The following is a 20,559-nucleotide window of genomic DNA, read 5'->3' as shown; positions in this document are numbered from 1 at the left end:
CCCCGGGCCATACCTCTTTTTTAAGTGCCGCTGACAATATTTCCTTCGCTGACCGCAGGTTCAATTGGCTTAGTTTTGCTAAATCCGCTGTTTGTGCAAATGAAATCCCCTGTGTTATTCGAACCTGAACCTGATACAGATTCCGAAGTGCTTCTTGGCGAAATATAAAAAGAATCTCCCATATTCACAACTCCGCCGCTAATACTGTTGATGCGAAAGGGTCCGATGATGGCTGGCATACTTGGAAGCCCTCCTTCTTGTATTTATACTAACTTAGCTTATGTGAATAAACCCCTTATCGTTCCTGACGAAGAATTCGTACATGTTTCACCCGGGAGGAGCCTGCAATCGTTTGAAGGCTTCCGATCTGAAAGGTGGCTGCTGTGGATATCCCTTTTACATCTACATGATCTACATGTATAGCAGGGTGATGATCAACGAAGCGGCTGTTTATAAGAATAGGAGGTTTACCAGGAGGCAAGGTGCGCTTGAATAAAGGAAAATCGTTAAATTCAAACTTCTCGCTTAAGAATTGGGTTTCTTCTTGAACAGCAAGTGCTCTAGAATTAGCGCGAAGGCGGGTGGTATCGCCTATATAAAATCCTGAGGAGATCGTTAGACTGGTTACTTTTACATGCCCCACTTCTGCAAGGCGTCTATTCAGCATCTGACCTCTCCAATTCAGCATCAACTTCGGTCGGGACATAAGGACCGATGATTAGTGATTCCGGCGGTGTATCAAAAAAAGAACGAAGTCTTACGGTTTCATTATCACCAATTAAAAAGACCGATGATGTTGTAACACTTCGCACTTGGACATGCCCAATGTGAAACCCATAATTATGAACCGTAAAATTCATTGAGGACCCTCCTTATGATACTTATCCAAATATTGAGTGACAGAATTTCTGATCTCTTCAGATATGCGCTCTGTAATTAACTGGTTATTAAGATTCGGGTTCTGCTGTTTATAAAGCATAAAACGTTCAGGAAGCTGCTGGTTGATATCATTTATAATTTTTTCGCGGTGATCTTTTGTTAGGTTTAGGTTAAGAGAAGCTGAATACTCATCTACATGTTTAGGCACGATATCATTCATGAGCTTCTCGACTTCAAAGTCTTCCATTTGTCCTGTATATAAATCCTCGATTCCGTTCTCGGCCATACCTTGGGGCGTTAATCCGATCTGCAGGGTGCCTTCTAAGGTTTCAATCTTAAGTTGGTCAAAATGGTATTCGATTTTCTCGATAACTGTTCGCGGCGGAGGCTCTTGAGATTGAAGGTGCTCAATTTTTTGGGTGAGTTGCTCGATCAATTGCTGCTGTTCCTTCATTTGCTGCATCATTTGCTGTATCCACGTATTCCAATCGTTGTAATTAATGTAATTATTATAATTGCTGTTCATTTAGTATCACCCCTTACTCAACCTATGCATGAGTTATGCTATTTATTTTGACTATATGATGGAAAGAGGAACTAGTGATCCTTCATCAGCGGTTTCCGGTATAATTACTTCACCATCCGCTGGCTGAGGCTCCATTGCAGGGGTGGTGAAGCAGCCGGTATTATATAAATCAGCCTGAGCTTGGATCACACCAGAGCTGCCAATTTGCACCACAGATGAGTTGGCAACCGTCCCGATTTTAATAAGGCGTATGGATATGGTCTGATAAATAGTCAAGCCCATTTTTAACACCCTCCTTAATTGACAATATTTTGATCTTTGACATCCTTGTCATAAACATATGTGCTTGAACTGTTCAAGCGAATTCTAATTCCATCACCAGTATTAAATGATCCGCCGCCGGCAAAAGTCTTAGCAGTGGCTTGCGGAGAAACATTATAAACATCACCTATATTAAACACAGAAGAAGAAGAGATACTGATCACTTTTACATAACCTACTTTGGCGGGCATCAGAAATCTCCTTTCTATATCTATATGATTCAACATTGTGTAAATATCGTAATAAAAGTAAAATGAAGTTAACAAAAGGGGGAAGTCACATGACAGAGAAGCCAACACCTCTACAGGAAGCCGAGCGGTTAAATTGGATTGATGCAGCACGCGGCCTGGCGATCCTCGGGATATTTATGGTGAATATGCCCGCTTTTAATGCTCCTTTCTTCCTGTACGGGGGAGAAGATCAATATTGGACTTCTGCGTCGAGCCAGCTTGTGCAGAGCATCATTGATATCTTTTTTCAAGCCAGCTTTTACACATTGTTTTCTCTTATGTTCGGCTTTGGCTTATATATAATGAAAGAACGGCTTTCGTTAAAAAATATAAATTACCGTTTGATTATTTTTAGAAGATTAATTGTTTTAATCGGCTTCGGGCTGGTACATGCATTTTTTATCTGGCATGGCGATATCTTGTTATCATATGGTGTGTTGGGCCTTGTCATGCTGGCGTTCTTTAACGTTTCACCGAAGGGGCTGCTCGTGTGGGCGTTTAGTATGCTTGCTGTTTTAGTCGTACCTTTTAGTCTCGGTTTATATGCGGTACGAAATCATCTGGGAGGATTGTATAATCAGGAGGAGACACAAGCAGCCTTTCAAAACTACGGAGATGGCAGTCTGATCGATATTTGGCAGCAAAATTTTAATGATTGGACGTATGCCAATAACGCAGGAACGATTCCTTTTCTCGCTTTATCGTTAATCCCTATGTTTTTAATTGGTACTTACATTGCTAAGAAAAGGTGGCTTCACGAGCCGGCGGAACATGTAAGCTCGATTAAAAGGTGGTGCGTCATTACTGGTCTTCTCTTTATTTTATTTAAAGCAGGCCCATATGTGATTGGAAATCCGGAATGGTTTCAGCTCCTTCAGGATAATGTCGGCGGTTCGGCTTCGGCTGTTTTTTATCTTTTATCCATAACGCTCGCCTTTAGGACCGATGCGGGCAGGAAATGGCTTCAGCCGTTAACGTGGGTCGGCCGGATGTCATTATCGAACTATATTTTTCAATCGTTTGTCAGCTTCTTTTTGTTTTACTCCGTAGGTTTAGGGCTGTATGGCCAGGTTTCACCTTTAACCAGCGTGCTGCTTGTCGTGTTTGTGTTTAGTCTGCAGGCGGTGATCAGTAAAGCATGGCTGAAAAAGTTTCGCTATGGACCGTTGGAATGGCTGTGGCGCTCGCTGACCTATGGCAAGAAGCAGCCGCTCAAACGGTCGGTTCACCAGGCATCATAAGAAGGGAACGATGGGGATGAAACGGAATCAGTTAGAGAAGGAGTCTTCCCGCTGGGTAGCATCAGGAATTATAAATGAAGAACAGCGCGAAAAAATTTTAAAAGGCTATGAACACGATTCAAAACATCCGATTCTATTAACGTTTGCTGCTCTATTTGTCGGGCTGGGATTTCTTACGTTTATTGCGTCAAACTGGCAGGCTATGGATGACCTATTCAAAATGGCCGTCTTGTTATTTTTCCTGCTGGCTTTCTATATAACGGGAGATCAGATGTACAGAAAAAGAAATCAGGCGGTTGGCATGTCCCTCATTGTTATCGGGCTCTGTATCTTCGGGTCGGCGATTTTCTTAACAGGGCAGATGTATTATTACACTTCATTTAGTGCCTCGCCATTCCTCATATGGTCCCTGGCATCATTTGGATTGCTTCTATACTATAAAGAGTCATTATTGTTTCTAAGCACTCTTGTGATTATAACGTTAGGGCAGATTTACAGCGGGATGGTATACGAAAGCTTTTACGTACCGTTAGGTCTATTGTTTATGATCGGCCTTGGCTGGGTGCTTTATAGGGAAGGGAACCGTATATTAACCGCTTTGTTTGCTTTAAGCTATGTTATCCAGTCACTCGTTTTAGTATTTGCCAACAACTGGTCCTATTACTGGCTGATTCTGCTTTTCCTGCTGCTTTATATCACCAGCCACATTCCTTACGGACAGATTCATTTAAAAACGTTTGGTTCAATTGCGGTATTATCGATTTTTATTATCGACATTTTACAAGTGTTCCTGCTCGGCAATAAAAGTGAAACCGTGGAGTATCCTCAGATTTTCTTTCTTATATGGTCGATCTTATTTATATACGCCGTCATTCAGTCGGCTTTAGAATCTACAAAGTTCAACTGGATTGATCTCGTATTATTTATCCCTGTGTTTCGAATCGGTATGGGAGACTGGTTCTCGTTAATCGTATTGTTCAGTTATTCTCTTGGCTGGCTTGTTGCGGGTTACCGGAAAGAGCGAAATGACTGGGTTACTAAAGGGACGGTCGCTTTTATTATCACTACCTTTGTCGCTTACTTCCAATTAGCTTGGGCATTTATGGACCGCTCGATCTTCTTTTTTACCGGCGGTGTACTATTGTTTGTCCTCAGCTACTTCCTCGAGAAAAAACGCCGTCAGGTTAGACAAGGGGGAGAAGCGTTATGAAGCGCTGGATATTTTATCTCATCATCGGTCTGCAGGCTCTTTTTCTAATCGGCATGTCAGTCTCTTATTATGCCATGGATCAGTTTAGTGAAACCATTCTGTTAGAAACGGAACCCGTGGATCCGCGCGACCCATTTTATGGAGATTACGTCGCCCTCCACTACAGTATTGAACAAGTACCTGAAGAGAAGTGGAAGAGTAAAAAACAGCCCGAGCGCGGAGATATTGTATATCTGCTGATTGAAGAAAAAAAAGGAGGACTCTATGAATTAGTCAGTGCCTCTGATCAAAAGCTAAGCCCTAATGAAAATCAAGAGGAGCTGCAGGCAAAGTTTGACTGGCATTTAGAACAAGAAGGGATTTATCAGGTAAATGTCGGCTTAGACCGTTATTTTGTAGAAGAGGGAACGGGGCAGGCGATCGAAAGGCAGTCTGAACAAGTGGTTAAGATACTCGTTGCTCCGTGGGGTCAAAAGAAAATTGTTTCTGTAGAATCAAAATAATAAAACTAGAAAGATTTCCCTTAGAGAGAATTTCGCTTATTGCACAACAAAAGAACGAATAAGTAAGATAAAAAAGCTTCGGCCATCAAGGCCGAAGCTTTTTTATTATTATTTAAGTACTTCTTTGATTTGATCGATGGCCCATTGAAGGTCGTCTTTTTCAATAACAAGCGGCGGAGCGAATCGAATCACATTTTCATGCGTTTCTTTACAGAGAAGTCCTCTTTCTTTCAAGGCTTCACAGTAAGGACGGGCTGCTTCGGTCATTTCAATTCCGATAAATAGCCCTTTGCCGCGTACTTCTTTGATTTTTGGATTATCGATCTGTTTCAGTTCTTTCATCATATAATTTCCAAGCTCAAGCGACCGGTCGGCCAGGTTCTCTTCTTCAAGTACATCAAGAGAAGCAACAGACACGGCACTTGCGAGCGGGTTACCGCCGAAAGTGGAACCGTGAGAACCAGGATTGAAAACTCCCAGTACATCTTTGTTGGCCATCACACAGGAAATAGGGAATACTCCACCGCCGAGCGCTTTTCCCAAGATCAGTACATCAGGGGAAACATTTTCCCAGTCGCAGGCAAACATTTTGCCGCTGCGCCCGAGTCCTGCCTGAATTTCATCCGCGATGAATAGTACGTTTTCCTTTTTACATACGTCATAAGCTTCCTTCAGGAAACCTTCTGGAGGCATAACAATTCCAGCTTCTCCTTGAATCGGTTCAAGAAGAAATCCCGCGGTGTTTTCAGTAATCGCTTCTTTTAAAGCTTCTACATCACCGTAAGGAATCAGCTTGATGCCTGGAAGAAGAGGACCGAATCCACGCTGGTACTCTTTTTCAGAGGAAAGGGAAACGGCAGTTAGTGTACGTCCGTGGAAGTTCCCTTCACATGCAATGATTTCAGCCTGGCCGTCTGGAACGCCTTTGACATCATAGGCCCAGCGTCTGGCTGCTTTAACAGCTGTTTCTACAGCTTCGGCTCCTGTGTTCATCGGCAGAGCCATTTCTTTATTGGTCAGTTTGCAGATTTTTTCATACCAAGGACCGAGCTGGTCATTATGGAAGGCGCGGGAGGTAAGTGTCACACGGCCGGCCTGGTCATTAAGCGCCTGGATGATTTTTGGGTGGCGGTGGCCCTGGTTAACTGCTGAATAGGCACTGAGCATATCCATGTAGCGATTTCCTTCCGGGTCCTCTACCCAAACTCCTTCAGCTTTCGAAATTACAATCGGTAAGGGATGGTAATTTTTCGCACCATACTCCTGTGTTTGATCAATGATTTGCTGACTGCTGACTGTCATGCTATCCCTCCAATTTCTTTGAAAAAATATCCTCTTTAGTATAACAGGTTTACCTGCAATTTTCTCACACAGAAAAAACAGATGAGAGGTTTTTCTTAGGAAAAAGTCGAATCATCGTGGTATTATGTAGGAAGATTCTTGTAATAAAGGAGGAGAAGTATGGCGCACTTACATATTACCTCTTGGGTAATCGCCTTTGTAATCGTAGGATTAGCTACTACTTTCACACGAAATGGAAATGAAAAAGCTGCAAAAATTGCTCACATGATTTTAAGAGCGGATTATCTATTGATTCTTTATTCCGGAGGATCCCTGTTTGCCAACTATATGAATGGAGCAGACCAAATGGGGCTGGCAGTCGTCAAGATGCTCATTGGCTTATGGGTGATTGCCGCAATGGAAATGGTGACAATCAAGTATAAGAAAAAAGATAAAGCCGGTGCCTGGTGGGGGCAGCTGTTTGTGGCTGCTGTTATCGCATTAATTCTAGGATTCGGCTTCCTGCCATTAGGTATATTGCCTCAATAAAAAGAAACCAGCATGCTGTAATCAGCTTGCTGGTTTCTTTTATTTATTAAGGGGGGTATACGCAAAAAAACAGTTCCACTGGCATTGGGGTCTAGTGAAATCTATTATCAATAATAATGATAATCATTATCAAATAAAAAGTCAATAGTGAATTTTAAAAAACCTCATACAAATCGAGCGGACTTTCATATCCTGTATTATGATGCTTTTTTTAAGAAGGATGGTGAAGGCAGATGTGTGGTTTTGTTGGCTGGATTGATTATAAATCCAGAGAAGATGAAAAGCAGCAGGTCATTAATGAAATGGCCCAGAAGATCCAGCACAGGGGCCCGGACGACTACCAGAAATGGGTGAAGGGACCGGCAGGGTTTGGTCATCGCCGCTTAATCGTTGTCGACCCGATGGGAGGCATTCAGCCCATGGTTCGGTACGCTGATGGTGAGGAATACATTTTATGCTATAATGGCGAGCTATATAATACGGATGAAGTGAGAGATCAATTAAAAGCCAAAGGGTGGTCTTTTAAAGGACATTCTGATACAGAGGTCGTTCTCGTCAGCTACATGGAATGGGGAACGAAGTGCGTCGACTATATGAATGGGATATTTGCCTTTAGTGTATGGGAAGCGAATAAGGAAAAGCTTTTTATCGCTAGAGACCGCTTAGGGGTAAAGCCCCTATTCTACAGCGAGCATGCCGGCGGTTTTCTCCTATCTTCTGAAATTAAAGGGATATTATCACATCCTGATGTGGAAGCAAGTATTGCAGAGGAAGGCATTTTAGAGGTTCTTTCATTAGGACCTTCGAGAACACCGGGACATGGGGTTTTTGAGAATGTTCATGAACTCAGGTCTGGGCATTGGGCTGTTTTTGAAAAAGGGAAGCTGTCCATAGAAAGATACTGGAATGTGAAAAGTGAGAAGCATACCCATTCGTTCGTCGAAACCGTAGAACATGTAAGAGAGCTGTTTATGGATGCGGTGCAGCGCCAGTTAGTCAGCGATGTGAAGCTTGGCACGTTTTTATCCGGCGGTGTAGACTCCAGTGCAATAACAGCCATCGCGGCTGAACATTATAAGAATGAGAATCTCGGAAGCCTGCAGACATTTTCGATTGATTATGAGGATCAAAGCAAATATTTTCAAAAGAATGCCTTCCAGCCGGACCGCGACATGGAATACATCAATTTGGTGCACAAGAAACATCAAACGAAACACGTTACACTTGAAGCAAGTGTAGAGGACTTAGTCCAGCGGCTGAAAAGATCGGTGGAATTAAGAGACCTGCCTGGCATGGCGGATGTTGACTCCTCTCTGCTTTGGTTCTGTGAAAAAATAAAGAATCATGTAACAGTAGCCCTATCTGGCGAATGTGCGGATGAGATCTTTGGAGGATATCCGTGGTATTACCGTGCAGAGGACCGTGATCGAAAAGGATTCCCATGGATTCGCTCGGTAGATGAGCGACAGAAGCTTGTGAAAAAAGAGATTAGCGACCAGTTTGATATGCCTGCCTATATGATGAAGAGATACAGTGATACCGTGAGTGAGGCACCATTATTGCCTGGCGAAAGTGAGGCCGCTATGAAGCACAGGCAAATGTTCTATTTAAACATGAATTGGTTTATGCAGACTCTGTTAGAGCGCAAGGACCGCATGAGTATGGGAGCAAGCCTTGAAGTCCGTGTACCTTTTAGTGACCACAGGCTCGTCGAATATGCATGGAATATTCCCTGGGAAATGAAGCATTACCGTGATCAGGAGAAAGGACTTCTGCGGGAAGCTCTGAGAGGGGTTTTACCGGGTAAAGTCTTATTCAGAAAGAAAAACCCTTATCCAAAAACGTTCCACCCTGATTATACGGAGGCTGTCACGGCTTGGATGGACGATATCCTGCAGAGGTCTTATTCACCTCTCTTTGAACTATTTGATAAAGAGCAAGTACGGAAATTAAATGAATCGAAAGGAAAAAGCCTTGATACACCTTGGTTTGGCCAGCTGATGACGGGACCTCAGCTGATAGCGAACTTATGCCAGGTGAATCACTGGCTGCAAACCTATCGTATAAGAATCAAGCAGTGATGATTTTATGCCTTAAGCTGTCGAGAAAGTCCCGACAGCTTTTTTGTTCTTTTTATGATTATGAAAGGAGGAGAAAGAATCAGTCTGTGATAATTGGTGTTCAAGGGCATAGGGTGCGAAGATCGCGGGACTCCTGCCTTCAAAAAAGACCATGTCTTTTTCTGCGAGGTAAAATCAACGAAGTGTTTCTGGTGTGCCAGCATAAAACGGCCCCACATCGTTTGGCGCCGCGGCACGAAGTGGACTTCACTCCGAAGCCACGTCAGAGAAGATGGTACTAAGATTGTCATAAAAACTCTTCAAACCTGATTGACTAATGTATGCAGAAAGGGATAACCTTAAGAACGAGTGTAATTTTATGGAGGGGGCACGGGTATGAGAAGGTGCTATCAATTTCTCATGATCATTCCGTTTCTTCTTTTTTGCAGTTTTGAAAAAGCGGAAGCTGCTGAAAAAGAAGAACGACAATGGCAGGATGAAAGTATGTATTACATAATGATCGACCGCTTTATGAACGGCGATTCGGGGAATGATAATAATGTAGATACTGAAAATCCGGAGGCTTATCACGGAGGCGATTTGCAAGGTGTGATTAAGCAGCTCGATTATATAAAGGATATGGGATTTACTTCGATAGTTTTAAGTCCGATTATGGAGAACGAGGAAAGTGGTTTCCATGGCTATTGGACGGAGGACTATCAGGCCGTTGAAGAAAGCTTCGGTACGATCGAGGATGCGAAGCGGCTTGTGGAAGAAGTGCATGAACGAGATTTGAAGATTGTTTTTGATCTTGTCGTCAGCCATACAAGCAGAGATCATAAGTGGCTGCAGGAAAACGAGGACTGGTATTTAGAAGACACATCCGAAACGGACGGACCACTATCGGGGCTTCCTGAATTAAATACAGAAAACCCGGACGTGCAAAATTATTTTATTGAGACGGCTGAATGGTGGGTCGAGCAGACAAATGTTGACGGGTTCCAGCTGCAGGGGACTCCTAGTGATGAATTTGTGGAAGAGTTCAGCTTGGCATTGCTTGAAATAGATGAGAATGCGATCGTGATGGCTGGTGCAGAGGCGGATGTAGAAAATGTCAGCTATACAATTCCTGAATTTCAGGAAAATGCGGCAGAAGCTTTTAATACACCTGACACCAGTCTGGGCAATCTCTATGAACCGTGGGTGCAAATAAAGCAGCAAGGCACGTCTGCCTATATGGCCAACCATTATATTGACAAGCCGTTTTCAGACCGGCTGACACGCCTGGCAGTTAGAGAAGGAGAAAACCCGATCACCCGCTGGAAGCTGGCATTGATCCACTCGTTTACCTATCCGGGTATACCTGTTACTTTGTATGGTACAGAAATCCCTTTAGATGAAGGGAAAGACATGGAATACAATCAATTGATGAGCTTTAAAGGCGGAAATGATGAAATAAGCCAGATGATTGAAAAGCTGAACTCCATACGTAATGAATTTCCTGTCTTAACTCGGGGAAGTTATAAAGAGTTGTATAATGAAAATGGATTGATAGTTTATGAAAGGAAGCTTGAGGATCAGACGATGATCATAGCCATTAATAACGCAACAAAAACACGTGCGACGGAGCTCAAACATCTTTTGGATGATCGGCAGCTGCGCGGACTAATTCAGGATGGGATGATCAGGCAGTCTGATGACGGCAGCTATCGAATTGCAATGGAAAGAGAAACTAGTGACATATTTATAGTAGAAGAAAATGCAGGGTTTAACTGGCTGTTTATCGGATTTGTAGGAGGAGTGCTGCTTCTTTTTGTTATAGCTGTCATAGCCATAAGCATTAGGAGTAAAAAGAACGTGACAAATTGAATCTACACTAGAAGGTGAAACCATGGGAGTAACAATTAAAGACGTGGCGAAAGCGGCCGGTGTCGCCCCCTCTACGGTGTCCCGAGTCATAGCGGACAGTCCGCGCATCAGCCCGGCAACTAAACGAAAAGTTAAAAAGATTATGAAGGATATGGGCTACCACCCAAACGCCAATGCGAGAAATTTAGCAAGCCGGTCGACGCAATCTCTAGGGATTGTGATGCCTTTTAGTGCAGATAAATCTCTGCAGAATCCATTCTTCCCTGAAGTGCTGCGAGGAATCAGCTCCATTGCGCATAAGCAGAACTATTCAATCTCCATCTCTACAGGAGAAACAGATCAAGAGATGTTAGAAGGCGTTGAACGGATGGTCTACGGAAATTGGGTCGATGGTGTCATTTTGCTCTATTCCCAAGTAAACGATCCGGTTCTTCAGTTCCTCATCGAAAAGGATTTTCCATTTGTAATTATCGGGAAGCCGACAGAGCGGACTGATGAAATTACGCATGTAGATAACAATAATATCCAAAGCGGAAGCGAGATTACGAAACACTTAATCGATTTAGGCCATGAACGGATTGCTTTTATCGGCGGTTCTCTTGATTTGATGGTGACCGTCGACCGGCTAAAAGGTTATCAGGAAGCTTTAGAAGCAGCGTCGCTTCCTTTTTTAGAAGAATATCGCGTTCATACCGAATTTCTAAAATCGGGAGGGAGGCAAGCGGTCCATCAGCTGTTTCGCCTGCCTGAACCGCCGACTGGTTTAGTCATTGCAGATGATCTGATGGCGGTTGGGGTCATTCATATGCTTGAGGAATTAGGACTGATGGTTCCAGAGGACGTATCAATCGTCAGCTTTAATAATGTCTATCTTTCTGAAATTACAAGGCCGCCGCTAACGACGGTCGACATCAAAATTTTTGAATTAGGCTATCAAGCAGCGAGGTGCTTAATTGAAAAAGTGAAACATAAAGAAGAGCCGGCGAAACGTATTATTGTCCCTTATTCAGTCGAACATCGGTTGTCGACCCAAAAAAGAGAGAATATAAAAGAACAAGCCTGACGGGCGGCCGGGCCGTTCCATCAGGCTTGTTTTTTATTTTGGAGGCTGGTTTAAAAAGAAGAGGGCAATGGTTCCAGGACCGGCGTGGGCACCGATGACAGAACCGACCATTTCAATCTCGATCTGCTTTGTTCCGAATTCTTCCCGGATTAAATCTGCCAGCTTTTCAGCGTTTTCCAAGTCATCGCCATGGCTGATGGCTATACGCTGCTGGTCAAGAGACGAACCACGTTCCTTCATGACTTCGACCATGCGCTTTAATACTTTTTTAGCGCCTCTAATTTTTTCAAGGGGGATGAGTTTTCCATCCTCCACATGTAAAAGTGGCTTTATTCTTAAGAGGCTGCCGACAAAGGCGGCTGATTTACTTACACGCCCTCCCCGGTAAAGGTACTCTAAATCATCGACAGTAAAGATGTGCTCCATATGATTTCCAAGATATTGGCCGATTTCTAGAATTTCATCAAAGCCTTTACCGGCCGCAGCCAGTTCAGCTGCACGCATGACAATAAGGCCATATCCCATTGAGACTGCTTTTGTATCAATGACTTCAAAATGAGCGTCCGGGAAATCCTCTTTTACTTCCTGTTCGATCATTTTAGCGGTCTGATAGGTTCCTGAAAGCTCGGAAGATAAGGCAAAGTAAATAAAAGGCTGATTTTCTCTGGCAAACGATGTAAAAGCATCGCGAAACGCCTGCGGGGAAACTTGCGACGTCTTAGGGGCTTCGCCGTCTCTCATTAAAGAGTAGACCTGGTCGGGAGTAATCGTCTTTCCATCTTCAAATTCTTCGCCGCCTATCGTAACACCAAGAGGCAGGCAGTAGACATTTAATTTATGTAGCGTTTCAGTGGGCAGATCACAGGCGGAATCACTTACAATTTTTACGTTCATACCATTCACCTACTGTCATATATTTTATAGTTCTAAGTTTAGGCTTATGGAAGGACTTAGTAAAGCAATATCTTTTACCTTCCTATGATTATTGGTGTGAATTTGCGGGTAGCACTAAACAAGTACTTGATTTTCCAAATTAGTGGTGATAAAAAAAGAGTAGTATTTATTGCCAAGTAAGGAGGTAGCTATGTTTTCATTTGAGGTTAAGAGAATATTAATAGTTGTTTTTGGGGCGGTCCTGAATGCTCTTTCACTGAACCTGTTTTTAATAGAAGCCAATGTATACGCCAGCGGATTTACTGGGGTTGCACAGCTTCTTACTAGTATCTTTCAAGATTTCTTAAATATTCAGGGTGTAAGTACAGGTCTTATTTTATTCATACTTAATATTCCAGTTGCTATACTCGGCTGGTTCAAAGTCGGTAAAGGATTTACGATTTACAGTGCTCTATCTGTTGCATTTACGACATTATTCCTGGAATTGATTCCTATTCAGCAGCTGTCCGAAGATATTATATTAAATGCAGTTTTCGGTGGAGTCATTGGTGGATTAGGTGTTGGAATAACGCTTAAATGGGGTGCTTCTACAGGCGGCCTGGATATTATCGCGATGATTCTATCCCGCTTAAAAGACCGTCCGATCGGAATTTATTTCTTAATTATTAACAGTGTGATTATTGCATTTGCCGGTATTTTATATCTGCCGGAGAACGCTTTGTACACGTTATTAACTCTTTACGTTACGACTAGAGTCATTGATGCGATTCATACACGTCACGAGAAACTGACAGCTATGATCATTACAACAAAAGCACCCGACCTGGAAAAGGCAATCCATGCCCGGATGGTGCGCGGGATTACAACGCTTCCTGCTAAAGGAGCTTTTACTCAGCAGGATAAAAACATGCTTGTGATGGTTATTACCCGTTATGAACTTTATGATTTGCAGCATATTATCTCTGAAGTAGATCCGCAGGCCTTTACGAATATTATTCAGACCACCGGCATATTTGGCCTGTTTAGAAAAGATGACAAGTAAAGATAACGAAAAAGGGTGTGTGGATATGAAGAAATGGCTTCCTTTTATGGCGAGCTTACTGGTGGTTTTCCTAGTCGCTTGTTCAAGTTCAGACGAGAATTCGGAAGGAGAAGACAATATGGAAAACGATAAAAGCTCCAATGAAGAGACGAATCCAGAGAATATTGTTTCACTTATTGAACAGCTGACTTTTGATGGACAGGCTCATCAGAGTGAAAATGGCATCAGCTTTGATTTTTTCATTACGAATGATTCAGAAAAACCAATTACTTTAGGTTTCAGTTCAAGTCAGAAATATGAAATTATTCTTAAAAACGAGGCAGGCGAAGAAGTTTACAGGTATTCAAAGGATCAGATGTTTGCCCAGCAGCTGACGACCGAAGAACTGGAGCCGAGAGGCCAGCTGGCTGCCAGTGAAACGATAGAAGAAGACCTTCCGCCGGGTGAATATGAGGCTACGATGTCCTTTTTAGTAAAAACCGTTAATGATCAGCCGTTAAATACAAAACCATTTGTAATAACAGATACGGTAACTATTGGCGGTGAAGGAGGAGAAGAATCTTCTCCACACCAGGGAGAGAATGCAGATGCTTCTTCCGCTGAACCTCAATATGGAGAAGTGTTCCGAGAAATGACGATGTCAGGGGAAAATGGCCAATATTCCGTTTCAGGGGAAGCTAACGTGAACAAGGGTGAGTTTTACTATACAATTGACGACGGCCATAATATTTTTGTGGAAGATGAGCCAGTAAAGGTAGACGATCCGCAAGCTGAGTGGTCGCCATTCAGCTTAGAGATTGAACTTAATCCGGACAAACTGCCGGACTCAGGGGCGCTCGTTATGACGATTTATGAAAAAGACGAGAACGGAGAGCCGGTTAATATGAACTATGTCCCGCTTGAGAACTTCGACGCGTAAAAAAAAAGCTGACACAGGGTAGTGTCAGCTTTTTTATTAATATCCGTGGTTCGTTAAGACTTCTTCGACTTTAGGAGTCAAAGCTTCCCAGTCGGCATCCGGTAATTTATTAACCGTAATAAAGTTCTGGAAGCCAAATACGTTGTCTACGCCTTTAAGTTCCATTAATTCGTTCATAATATCATACTCACTTGTCTGACCCGGCATTACGGATACACTTCCGTCTCCTTGGAAAATTAAAGAATCAGTCGTGAATTTACGTGCATTCGGATTTGGTGTTTCATCTACAGTAATCGCCATAATTGTTTCCTCCTCTTCAACTGCTCTACTCTATCTTAGCAGAAAATTTATAAACTCTAAATAGATAGGGCATGAAGGCAGGATGCAGAGAGTGGAAAAGTATTGAAATAAATAATTAAGGGCGTTTAATATAAAAGAAATAAATCAGGCGGGGGACCATGTTATGTGGAAAAAAGGCTTTTGGATAGGAACAGCCTCAGGCTTAGCCTTAGGTTTTTATATGTGGATTATCGAAAGTCTGACAGAGATAAAAATTTATACGCTGTTAATGAATGTGGATTTCATCCCTGTGATAGGAGATATTGACTGGCCGGTTTTTATAGAATGGCTTTTTCATATGATCATCTCCTGGGGCATTGGAATCTTCTATTGCTTTCTCCTTAGAAACAGGCAGACGAATACGGTGCGCCTGCAGTGGATGGCGGCCTATGTACTGTCGGCCATCGCAGCCAGTACATATTTTCCTTTAACAATCCTCGCCATTAAAGAAACTCCTTCAGTCACCAACATAGCTGCGATAAGTTTTTGGCTTGCTGGCCATATCCTATACGCCACTATATTAAAAGCATCATACAGCATAAAAAGATAGCTTTCGCCAAATGAGAGAGCTATCTTTTTTAGTAAGGACAAACACCGTTACCAAACGTTCTATCCCCTCATAGACATACTATAAATCTTATCTTGAGGTGATGGAATGTTTGGTTATTCTATGATTAAAATGGTGCGCAGCCACGCGGTTAAAATAGATCATCCTCTTAGAAATTTACTTGTGGGAAGCTATAAACCGTTTAAATGGGTGCCTTGTTTTATGCACAACATGCTTGAAGGCTGGATCAAGAGCAGAAAGAAAATCGAAGTAGTGATTGAATTCGATAAAAACTCTCCTTCTTTTATGGACGCAGCGCAGGAAGTCGTGACCGTAAGTGCCAGCCATAAGAAATGCAGGGTGCATAAGATGTTTGCTCCAGTTTCCTGTATTAGTGCCCACGTGACTCCTAAAGGGCTTGAGGATATCTTAAACAACTGCAGCTGTGTCAAAAGGGTGTATTTAAACAGAGATGTTCATGCTTTCTTGGATGTGGCGATTCCTTCTGCCCGTGCAGCTAACATTGTTCAAAATAAAACGAACCTTACCGGAAGAGGGGTAAACATTGCCGTAATCGATACCGGGATCTATCCGCATCAGGACCTGGAAGAGAGAATTATTGATTTTGCTGATTTTGTTAACGATCGAACAGATCCCTATGACGATAATGGGCATGGAACCCACTGTGCCGGAGATGCGGCCAGCAGCGGATTTGCTTCTGATGGAAAATATAGAGGACCTGCACCTGAAGCCAATCTTATTGGCGTAAAGGTACTTAATAAAATGGGGGCCGGCTCTCTCGTATCTATGATGGAAGGACTGGATTGGTGTATTCAGTATAACGAGGATCCAAATAACACGTCTAAAATAGACATTATCAGTATGTCGTTAGGAACAACTGCCGGATCATATACCAGTGAAAATGACGATCCTATGGTTCAGTATGTCGAATTAGCCTGGGAAAGCGGCATTGTCGTCGTGGTAGCAGCGGGGAACGAAGGCCCTGATGCCCAAACGATCGCAAGTCCGGGAATCAGCGACCGGGTCATTACGGTCGGGGCACTGGATGACCGTAATACGCCTGATACAAGAGACGATGATGATGTAGCCGGATTTTCGAGCCGTGGACCAACACTTTATGGGGTGGCGAAGCCGGATATTTTAGCGCCGGGAGTGAACATCATTTCCTTACGATCTCCGAATTCCTACTTAGATAAGCTGCAGAAATCAAGCCGAGTGGATACTCATTATTTAACTTTATCGGGGACATCTATGGCTACTCCGATCATAGCCGGCATCGTGGCGCTTATGCTTGAAGCCAATCCTGAATTAACACCCGATGAAGTAAAACAGGCTCTGATAAATGGAGCGGACCTGTGGCAGGACCGTGAGAACAATATTTACGGAGCGGGTTACGTAAACGCCGAAAGATCGATCGGCCTTATTTCAAAATAGCAGCAGTTTCTGAACTTGAAAGGAGTGAATGTATGGCTCAAAAATATGCAATTACCCAAAAGTTTATTGATGAAGAATGGAATCAGCGACCGGGCGGGACTCGTATTCCGCGTTATGTCGTTGCTCACGATACAGGAAATTCTGGTTCAACGGCGAGGCAGAATCGTGAGTATTTTAATTCTCGTACACTAAGTGCCTGGCTCACGTATTTATTGATGACCTTGTAATCCTTGTCATCATCCCGGTTACAGAAAAAGCCTATCACGTACGTCAAAATGTTTCCGATGCCAATGACTGGGCGATTGGGGTGGAGCTTTGCTATGGCGGCAATATCAATTTTACCGAATCTTATAATCGTTATGTCTGGTACATGGCTTATCTCTGCAAAACTTATAACTGGAATCCGCGAACCCAAATAATTGGACACTATACGCTCGATTCATCACGCAGAACAGACCCGATCAACGCCTTTTCCCGTAATGGAAAAACGTGGAGTGCATTTATCAATGATGTGGTCAAAGAATATAATGCGCTCGCAAGCACAGTCCCGACTTTTATTTCCCTCCGTGAAGGATCTAGGGGCGAGCGTGTCACGAAGCTGCAGACAGATCTGGCTGCTTTAGAATTTTATAAAGGCAAAGTTGACGGTATCTTCGGTCCAGTGACGAAAACAGCGGTAACTAACTTCCAAAGGTCGGCTAAGCTTACAGCTAACGGAATTTGCGACGCTAAAACCGCCGGTGCTCTTGAAAATGCCTTAAGAAATAAGCAGAACAGAGATGTTCTTCAAAGGGGAGACAGTGGAGACGGTGTCCGTAAAATACAAGAACAGCTCGTTTCACTCGGCTATAATCCAGGGACAGTGGATAGCATTTTCGGCCCAAGAACAGAGACAGCTGTCCGGCAATTCCAGGGAAAACGTAAGATTTCAGTGGACGGAAAAGTCAGTCCTGTGACGATAAGGGAGCTTGATGCCGCTCTGAGAGAAAAAATCAGCCAGAATCCTAAACCGACTCCTCCAGTACAAGGACCAACTCCGAAGAACCTTTATCGAGTACAAATTGGAGCATTTAATGATCGAAACAACGCAGAAAGGTTAAAAAACGAAGCGATTAAAAAAGGTCTTCCTGCAACCATTATTATTGAACCGCTGGACTAAGTGCGATTTAGGGACTGCCCTCCAAATTTTTAAGTGAAATTGGAGAGCAGTTCTTTTTTGGAGTGGAGGAGGGAATTTTTCCAGCATTCGTGGCTGATAACCCGGTGTTCGGTCTCGATTCTGGAGCTTGGGCGAGTAATTCCGGGGCTTACGTCTCTCAATCCTGCGCTTCACAAACTTTATTAACTCTTGTCCTCTCAGCCGTCCGGTCTCTCTTTTAATATAAATGAATAACCTGAACAGCATTTTAAAATAATGAAGAAGAAGGGAGAGAATAAACATGATAGAAGATGCCAGAAGTTTAATTTTTGATTTAGACGGCACTTTATACGAAGACACTGACCATTTTGAGTTCTATGCTCATTTACTTAAACAAAAACTTCCAGCTGATAAGCAGGGACTTTTTCAAACCGACTATGAAAAAGTTCTTCAAGGCCTTCACCCTCTTACTATAGGAACAGCTTATGACCTGCGGGAAAATGTGATTCTAACCATTGATCCTTATACAAACAGGGCAGCCTCTGTTTTGAACTGGGAAGGAGAGGAGTGGCTGGATCAGCAAGTCCAGATTAAATATCCTGATCCCGTGGAATTTGATTTCGAACATATCATTGCGATTGGGGATGGATGGTGGCTTCCTTATTCGGTAGCCGTCCATTACGGTGTGTCTCTTGAGGACTGCCATAAATGCTATATGCAAACGAAAGATTATATGGTTTCTGATCAGTTCAGCCTCACTCATACACACGGACTAAGAGAAGCGCTTGAAGAATGGAAGAAGGATAAAACTTTAATCCTTTTAACGAATAGTGAGGAATATGATGTGCAAAATTTATTAAGTGAGCTTGGTTTAAAAAATATGTTTCACGAAACGATAACATCAGCCAAAAAGCCGGCCTTAACGCTGTCTCACTTCAAGCGTATCTTAGAGGGGTATAATCTGCTGCCAGAGCAGGCTGTCTCAATTGGCGATAATTTTATGAATGAAATAGCACCTGCGCTTATCACCGATATGAAAGGAATTCTTATTCAGCCGACGACAGTTCCCTATAAGCATCCGAACTTACAAGTGGTATCCACTCTTCGGGAAATAATTCCTCAAATAAAAAGATCAGACTCATATTGAGTCTGATCTAATGGTTTACCGTAGTTGGTTGTGTTCAGCATCAAGCTTACGTTCTAATTGCTGTAGCTCTTGCTTCTCTTCTTGAGAGCACTGGCTATATGCAGATTGAATCGCTTGCTTAGCAGCTTGTATGTCTTCTTGACTTGGCTGATGACCGCGTTCGCGGTTCTGTGTCATACGATTAATAGCATTACGCGCATTTTCAAATAGAGAATTCACTTTTAAAACCCTCCTACCGTGTGTTGATCAGCTTCCTTCTCTTTGCGCTCGGCATCAGAGAGGCGCTTTGGTTCCATTTCGCGTTCGTCGAAATCACGAACCTCAACCCATCGTTTTTGATCTTGCTTTTGCTTATCCATGACAAAGCCTCCTGTCATAAAAAAAGCCTGAACGCTTTTTGCGTCCAAGCTTAGTATGGCTGGCCTCAACAGTTATACTCAAGGAAAAATATAACTTACATGGCTTTCCTGTTTAATTTTAAAAAATCGGTTAAAAACTCGCCGATTCCATTGTTTTCGTTTGTGTCAGTTACATGGTTGGCTAAATCCTTCAGTTCGTTAATCGCATTTCCCATCGCAACCCCTACACCGGCGTATTCAATCATTTCAAAGTCATTATCTTCATCGCCAAAAGCAATGATCCGGCTTTGCGGGATATTATAGTAGTGGGCAATTTTCTTCAAACCGACCGCTTTATTCATGCCAGCTCTGACAATCTCTATTACGTGCCAGGGAGCTCCCCATTTACGGTGATCGATTAATTCAGCATGCACATCTAATTCTTCGCGCAGTGCCTTAATCTTTTCTTCTTCTGGATGAATCAGGATGGAGGTAGGATCAACCTTTAAGTTGGCCTGAAGGCGTCCTACAGTGACCGGATTATCGTCTTGCGTATGGAAAATCTCCATAATCTCATCGTCATGCTGATCTAAATAGACATGGTCTTTCACTTCAGCGAGAATATTTTTAACGCCCAGTTCATGGCACTTGTGAATAATCTTATGAGCTGTGCGGATGGAGAGAGGGGAGTGCAGAACATCCCAGCGGTTGTCTTTCGGGTGGTGAATGAGAGCCCCGTTGAAGTTCACCATTGGAGTCTCAAGCTCCAGCTCGTTATAAAAATTAATGCTTGCCCTGTGAGGGCGTCCGGTAGCTATACAGACGATATGGCCATTTGCCATCGCGTCTCTGACAACTTCTTTCGTCTCTGCGTGAATTTCTTTATCATCTGTCAGCAGCGTACCATCCAGGTCGAGTGCTATTAAATGTTGTTTTTTCATCGTCTTTCACCTCAATTTATATTTATTAGTTTAGCGGGTATATAGTTGGATTGCAAAGAAAGTCAAT

25 protein-coding genes and 1 pseudogene are annotated in these 20,559 nt (G+C 43.0%); 14 read left to right on the top strand and 12 right to left on the bottom strand.

The window, feature by feature from the left end; translation table 11 throughout:
* Nucleotides 1-20: 20 nt before the first annotated feature.
* Genes HUS26_RS09790 through HUS26_RS09765 form a run of 6 tightly spaced genes read right to left on the bottom strand, consistent with a single transcriptional unit; the run spans nt 21 to nt 1,917 of the window.
* Nucleotides 21-239: a spore germination protein gene (locus tag HUS26_RS09790; protein ID WP_173916987.1), complete on the bottom strand. Its 219-nt coding sequence runs from the start codon at nt 237-239 to the stop codon at nt 21-23.
* Nucleotides 240-295: 56 nt separating this feature from the next.
* Nucleotides 296-667, bottom strand: a complete 372-nt coding sequence (locus tag HUS26_RS09785; protein ID WP_173916986.1) for a spore germination protein GerPE — start codon at nt 665-667, stop codon at nt 296-298.
* A complete protein-coding gene (locus tag HUS26_RS09780; protein WP_173916985.1) occupies nt 657-860 on the bottom strand; it encodes a spore gernimation protein GerPD in 204 nt (67 codons plus the stop codon). Before HUS26_RS09780 ends, HUS26_RS09785 begins: the two co-directional genes overlap by 11 nt.
* On the bottom strand, nt 857-1,405 hold the full coding sequence (gene gerPC, locus HUS26_RS09775; RefSeq protein ID WP_173916984.1) for a spore germination protein GerPC: 549 nt from the start codon (nt 1,403-1,405) through the stop codon (nt 857-859). Before gerPC ends, HUS26_RS09780 begins: the two co-directional genes overlap by 4 nt.
* Before the next feature lie 51 nt (nt 1,406-1,456).
* Nucleotides 1,457-1,687 carry a spore germination protein GerPB gene (locus HUS26_RS09770; RefSeq protein ID WP_173916983.1) on the bottom strand — a complete coding sequence of 77 codons (231 nt, stop codon included), beginning with the start codon at nt 1,685-1,687 and terminating at the stop codon, nt 1,457-1,459.
* Nucleotides 1,688-1,701: 14 nt separating this feature from the next.
* On the bottom strand, nt 1,702-1,917 hold the full coding sequence (locus HUS26_RS09765; RefSeq protein WP_173916982.1) for a spore germination protein: 216 nt from the start codon (nt 1,915-1,917) through the stop codon (nt 1,702-1,704).
* A gap of 89 nt (nt 1,918-2,006) precedes the next feature.
* Between HUS26_RS09765 and HUS26_RS09760 the strand changes: the two genes are divergently transcribed.
* Genes HUS26_RS09760 through HUS26_RS09750 form a run of 3 tightly spaced genes read left to right on the top strand, consistent with a single transcriptional unit; the run spans nt 2,007 to nt 4,910 of the window.
* Complete coding sequence (locus HUS26_RS09760) at nt 2,007-3,197, top strand: DUF418 domain-containing protein (RefSeq protein WP_173916981.1); 1,191 nt, start codon at nt 2,007-2,009, stop codon at nt 3,195-3,197.
* A 16-nt stretch (nt 3,198-3,213) separates the two neighbouring features.
* On the top strand, nt 3,214-4,407 hold the full coding sequence (locus HUS26_RS09755) for a DUF2157 domain-containing protein (protein ID WP_173916980.1): 1,194 nt from the start codon (nt 3,214-3,216) through the stop codon (nt 4,405-4,407).
* The gene (locus HUS26_RS09750; RefSeq protein WP_173916979.1) at nt 4,404-4,910 is read left to right on the top strand and encodes a GDYXXLXY domain-containing protein; all 507 of its coding nucleotides are present in this window, start codon (nt 4,404-4,406) and stop codon (nt 4,908-4,910) included. The genes HUS26_RS09755 and HUS26_RS09750 overlap by 4 nt, the downstream gene beginning before the upstream one ends.
* Nucleotides 4,911-5,018: 108 nt before the next feature.
* Here HUS26_RS09750 and HUS26_RS09745 read toward each other — a convergent pair whose 3' ends face one another.
* On the bottom strand, nt 5,019-6,212 hold the full coding sequence (locus HUS26_RS09745) for an ornithine--oxo-acid transaminase (RefSeq protein ID WP_173916978.1): 1,194 nt from the start codon (nt 6,210-6,212) through the stop codon (nt 5,019-5,021).
* Between the two features lie 159 nt (nt 6,213-6,371).
* Here HUS26_RS09745 and HUS26_RS09740 point away from each other — a divergent pair, with 159 nt between their 5' ends.
* The 4 genes from HUS26_RS09740 to HUS26_RS09725 all read left to right on the top strand — a co-directional run bounded on the left by HUS26_RS09740 (nt 6,372) and on the right by HUS26_RS09725 (nt 11,732).
* Complete coding sequence (locus HUS26_RS09740; RefSeq protein WP_173916977.1) at nt 6,372-6,740, top strand: YisL family protein; 369 nt, start codon at nt 6,372-6,374, stop codon at nt 6,738-6,740.
* Between the two features lie 233 nt (nt 6,741-6,973).
* Nucleotides 6,974-8,821: an asparagine synthase (glutamine-hydrolyzing) gene (gene asnB / locus HUS26_RS09735; RefSeq protein ID WP_173916976.1), complete on the top strand. Its 1,848-nt coding sequence runs from the start codon at nt 6,974-6,976 to the stop codon at nt 8,819-8,821.
* A gap of 375 nt (nt 8,822-9,196) precedes the next feature.
* On the top strand, nt 9,197-10,669 hold the full coding sequence (locus HUS26_RS09730; RefSeq protein ID WP_173916975.1) for an alpha-amylase family glycosyl hydrolase: 1,473 nt from the start codon (nt 9,197-9,199) through the stop codon (nt 10,667-10,669).
* A 22-nt stretch (nt 10,670-10,691) separates the two neighbouring features.
* On the top strand, nt 10,692-11,732 hold the full coding sequence (locus HUS26_RS09725) for a LacI family DNA-binding transcriptional regulator (RefSeq protein ID WP_173916974.1): 1,041 nt from the start codon (nt 10,692-10,694) through the stop codon (nt 11,730-11,732).
* Between the two features lie 33 nt (nt 11,733-11,765).
* Here HUS26_RS09725 and HUS26_RS09720 read toward each other — a convergent pair whose 3' ends face one another.
* Nucleotides 11,766-12,626 carry a DegV family protein gene (locus tag HUS26_RS09720; protein WP_173916973.1) on the bottom strand — a complete coding sequence of 287 codons (861 nt, stop codon included), beginning with the start codon at nt 12,624-12,626 and terminating at the stop codon, nt 11,766-11,768.
* A 190-nt stretch (nt 12,627-12,816) separates the two neighbouring features.
* On the opposite strand from HUS26_RS09720, the gene HUS26_RS09715 reads away from it, so the two are divergent.
* Together HUS26_RS09715 and HUS26_RS09710 are read left to right on the top strand one after the other, a co-directional pair.
* Nucleotides 12,817-13,668 carry a YitT family protein gene (locus HUS26_RS09715; protein ID WP_173916972.1) on the top strand — a complete coding sequence of 284 codons (852 nt, stop codon included), beginning with the start codon at nt 12,817-12,819 and terminating at the stop codon, nt 13,666-13,668.
* A 25-nt stretch (nt 13,669-13,693) separates the two neighbouring features.
* Entirely contained in the window at nt 13,694-14,587 is an 894-nt protein-coding gene (locus tag HUS26_RS09710) for a BsuPI-related putative proteinase inhibitor (protein ID WP_173916971.1), read from the top strand.
* A 36-nt stretch (nt 14,588-14,623) separates the two neighbouring features.
* Here the strand turns inward: HUS26_RS09710 and HUS26_RS09705 are convergent, their stop codons facing one another.
* Entirely contained in the window at nt 14,624-14,887 is a 264-nt protein-coding gene (locus HUS26_RS09705; RefSeq protein WP_173916970.1) for a NifU N-terminal domain-containing protein, read from the bottom strand.
* Nucleotides 14,888-15,050: 163 nt separating this feature from the next.
* Here HUS26_RS09705 and HUS26_RS09700 point away from each other — a divergent pair, with 163 nt between their 5' ends.
* From HUS26_RS09700 to HUS26_RS09680, 5 genes and pseudogenes are all read left to right on the top strand, one after another.
* Nucleotides 15,051-15,476 (top strand): hypothetical protein, encoded by a 426-nt coding sequence (locus HUS26_RS09700; protein ID WP_173916969.1) that lies wholly within the window; start codon nt 15,051-15,053, stop codon nt 15,474-15,476.
* 105 nt (nt 15,477-15,581) lie between these two features.
* Nucleotides 15,582-16,928 (top strand): S8 family peptidase, encoded by a 1,347-nt coding sequence (locus tag HUS26_RS09695; RefSeq protein WP_173916968.1) that lies wholly within the window; start codon nt 15,582-15,584, stop codon nt 16,926-16,928.
* Between the two features lie 32 nt (nt 16,929-16,960).
* Nucleotides 16,961-17,466 (top strand): annotated as a pseudogene (locus HUS26_RS20240) (N-acetylmuramoyl-L-alanine amidase family protein); the annotation flags it as partial.
* Entirely contained in the window at nt 17,440-18,087 is a 648-nt protein-coding gene (locus HUS26_RS09685; protein ID WP_371809624.1) for a peptidoglycan-binding protein, read from the top strand. The pseudogene HUS26_RS20240 and the gene HUS26_RS09685, both read left to right, overlap by 27 nt.
* Before the next feature lie 280 nt (nt 18,088-18,367).
* Nucleotides 18,368-19,213 (top strand): HAD family hydrolase, encoded by an 846-nt coding sequence (locus HUS26_RS09680; RefSeq protein ID WP_173916965.1) that lies wholly within the window; start codon nt 18,368-18,370, stop codon nt 19,211-19,213.
* Between the two features lie 15 nt (nt 19,214-19,228).
* On the opposite strand, the gene HUS26_RS09675 is transcribed toward HUS26_RS09680, so the two are convergent.
* The 3 genes from HUS26_RS09675 to HUS26_RS09665 form a co-directional block, all read right to left on the bottom strand.
* Nucleotides 19,229-19,432 carry a DUF3813 domain-containing protein gene (locus HUS26_RS09675; RefSeq protein WP_254434168.1) on the bottom strand — a complete coding sequence of 68 codons (204 nt, stop codon included), beginning with the start codon at nt 19,430-19,432 and terminating at the stop codon, nt 19,229-19,231.
* Nucleotides 19,433-19,434: 2 nt separating this feature from the next.
* Nucleotides 19,435-19,572 (bottom strand): hypothetical protein, encoded by a 138-nt coding sequence (locus HUS26_RS09670; RefSeq protein ID WP_173916964.1) that lies wholly within the window; start codon nt 19,570-19,572, stop codon nt 19,435-19,437.
* A gap of 95 nt (nt 19,573-19,667) precedes the next feature.
* Nucleotides 19,668-20,492 (bottom strand): Cof-type HAD-IIB family hydrolase, encoded by an 825-nt coding sequence (locus HUS26_RS09665; RefSeq protein WP_173916963.1) that lies wholly within the window; start codon nt 20,490-20,492, stop codon nt 19,668-19,670.
* Nucleotides 20,493-20,559 lie beyond the last annotated feature (67 nt).

The organism is Halobacillus sp. Marseille-Q1614 (assembly GCF_902809865.1).
GTDB lineage: Bacteria > Bacillota > Bacilli > Bacillales > Halobacillaceae > Halobacillus_A.
Note: the sequence above shows the minus strand (reverse complement) of the source record. Positions and strands in the feature narration are given on the sequence as shown.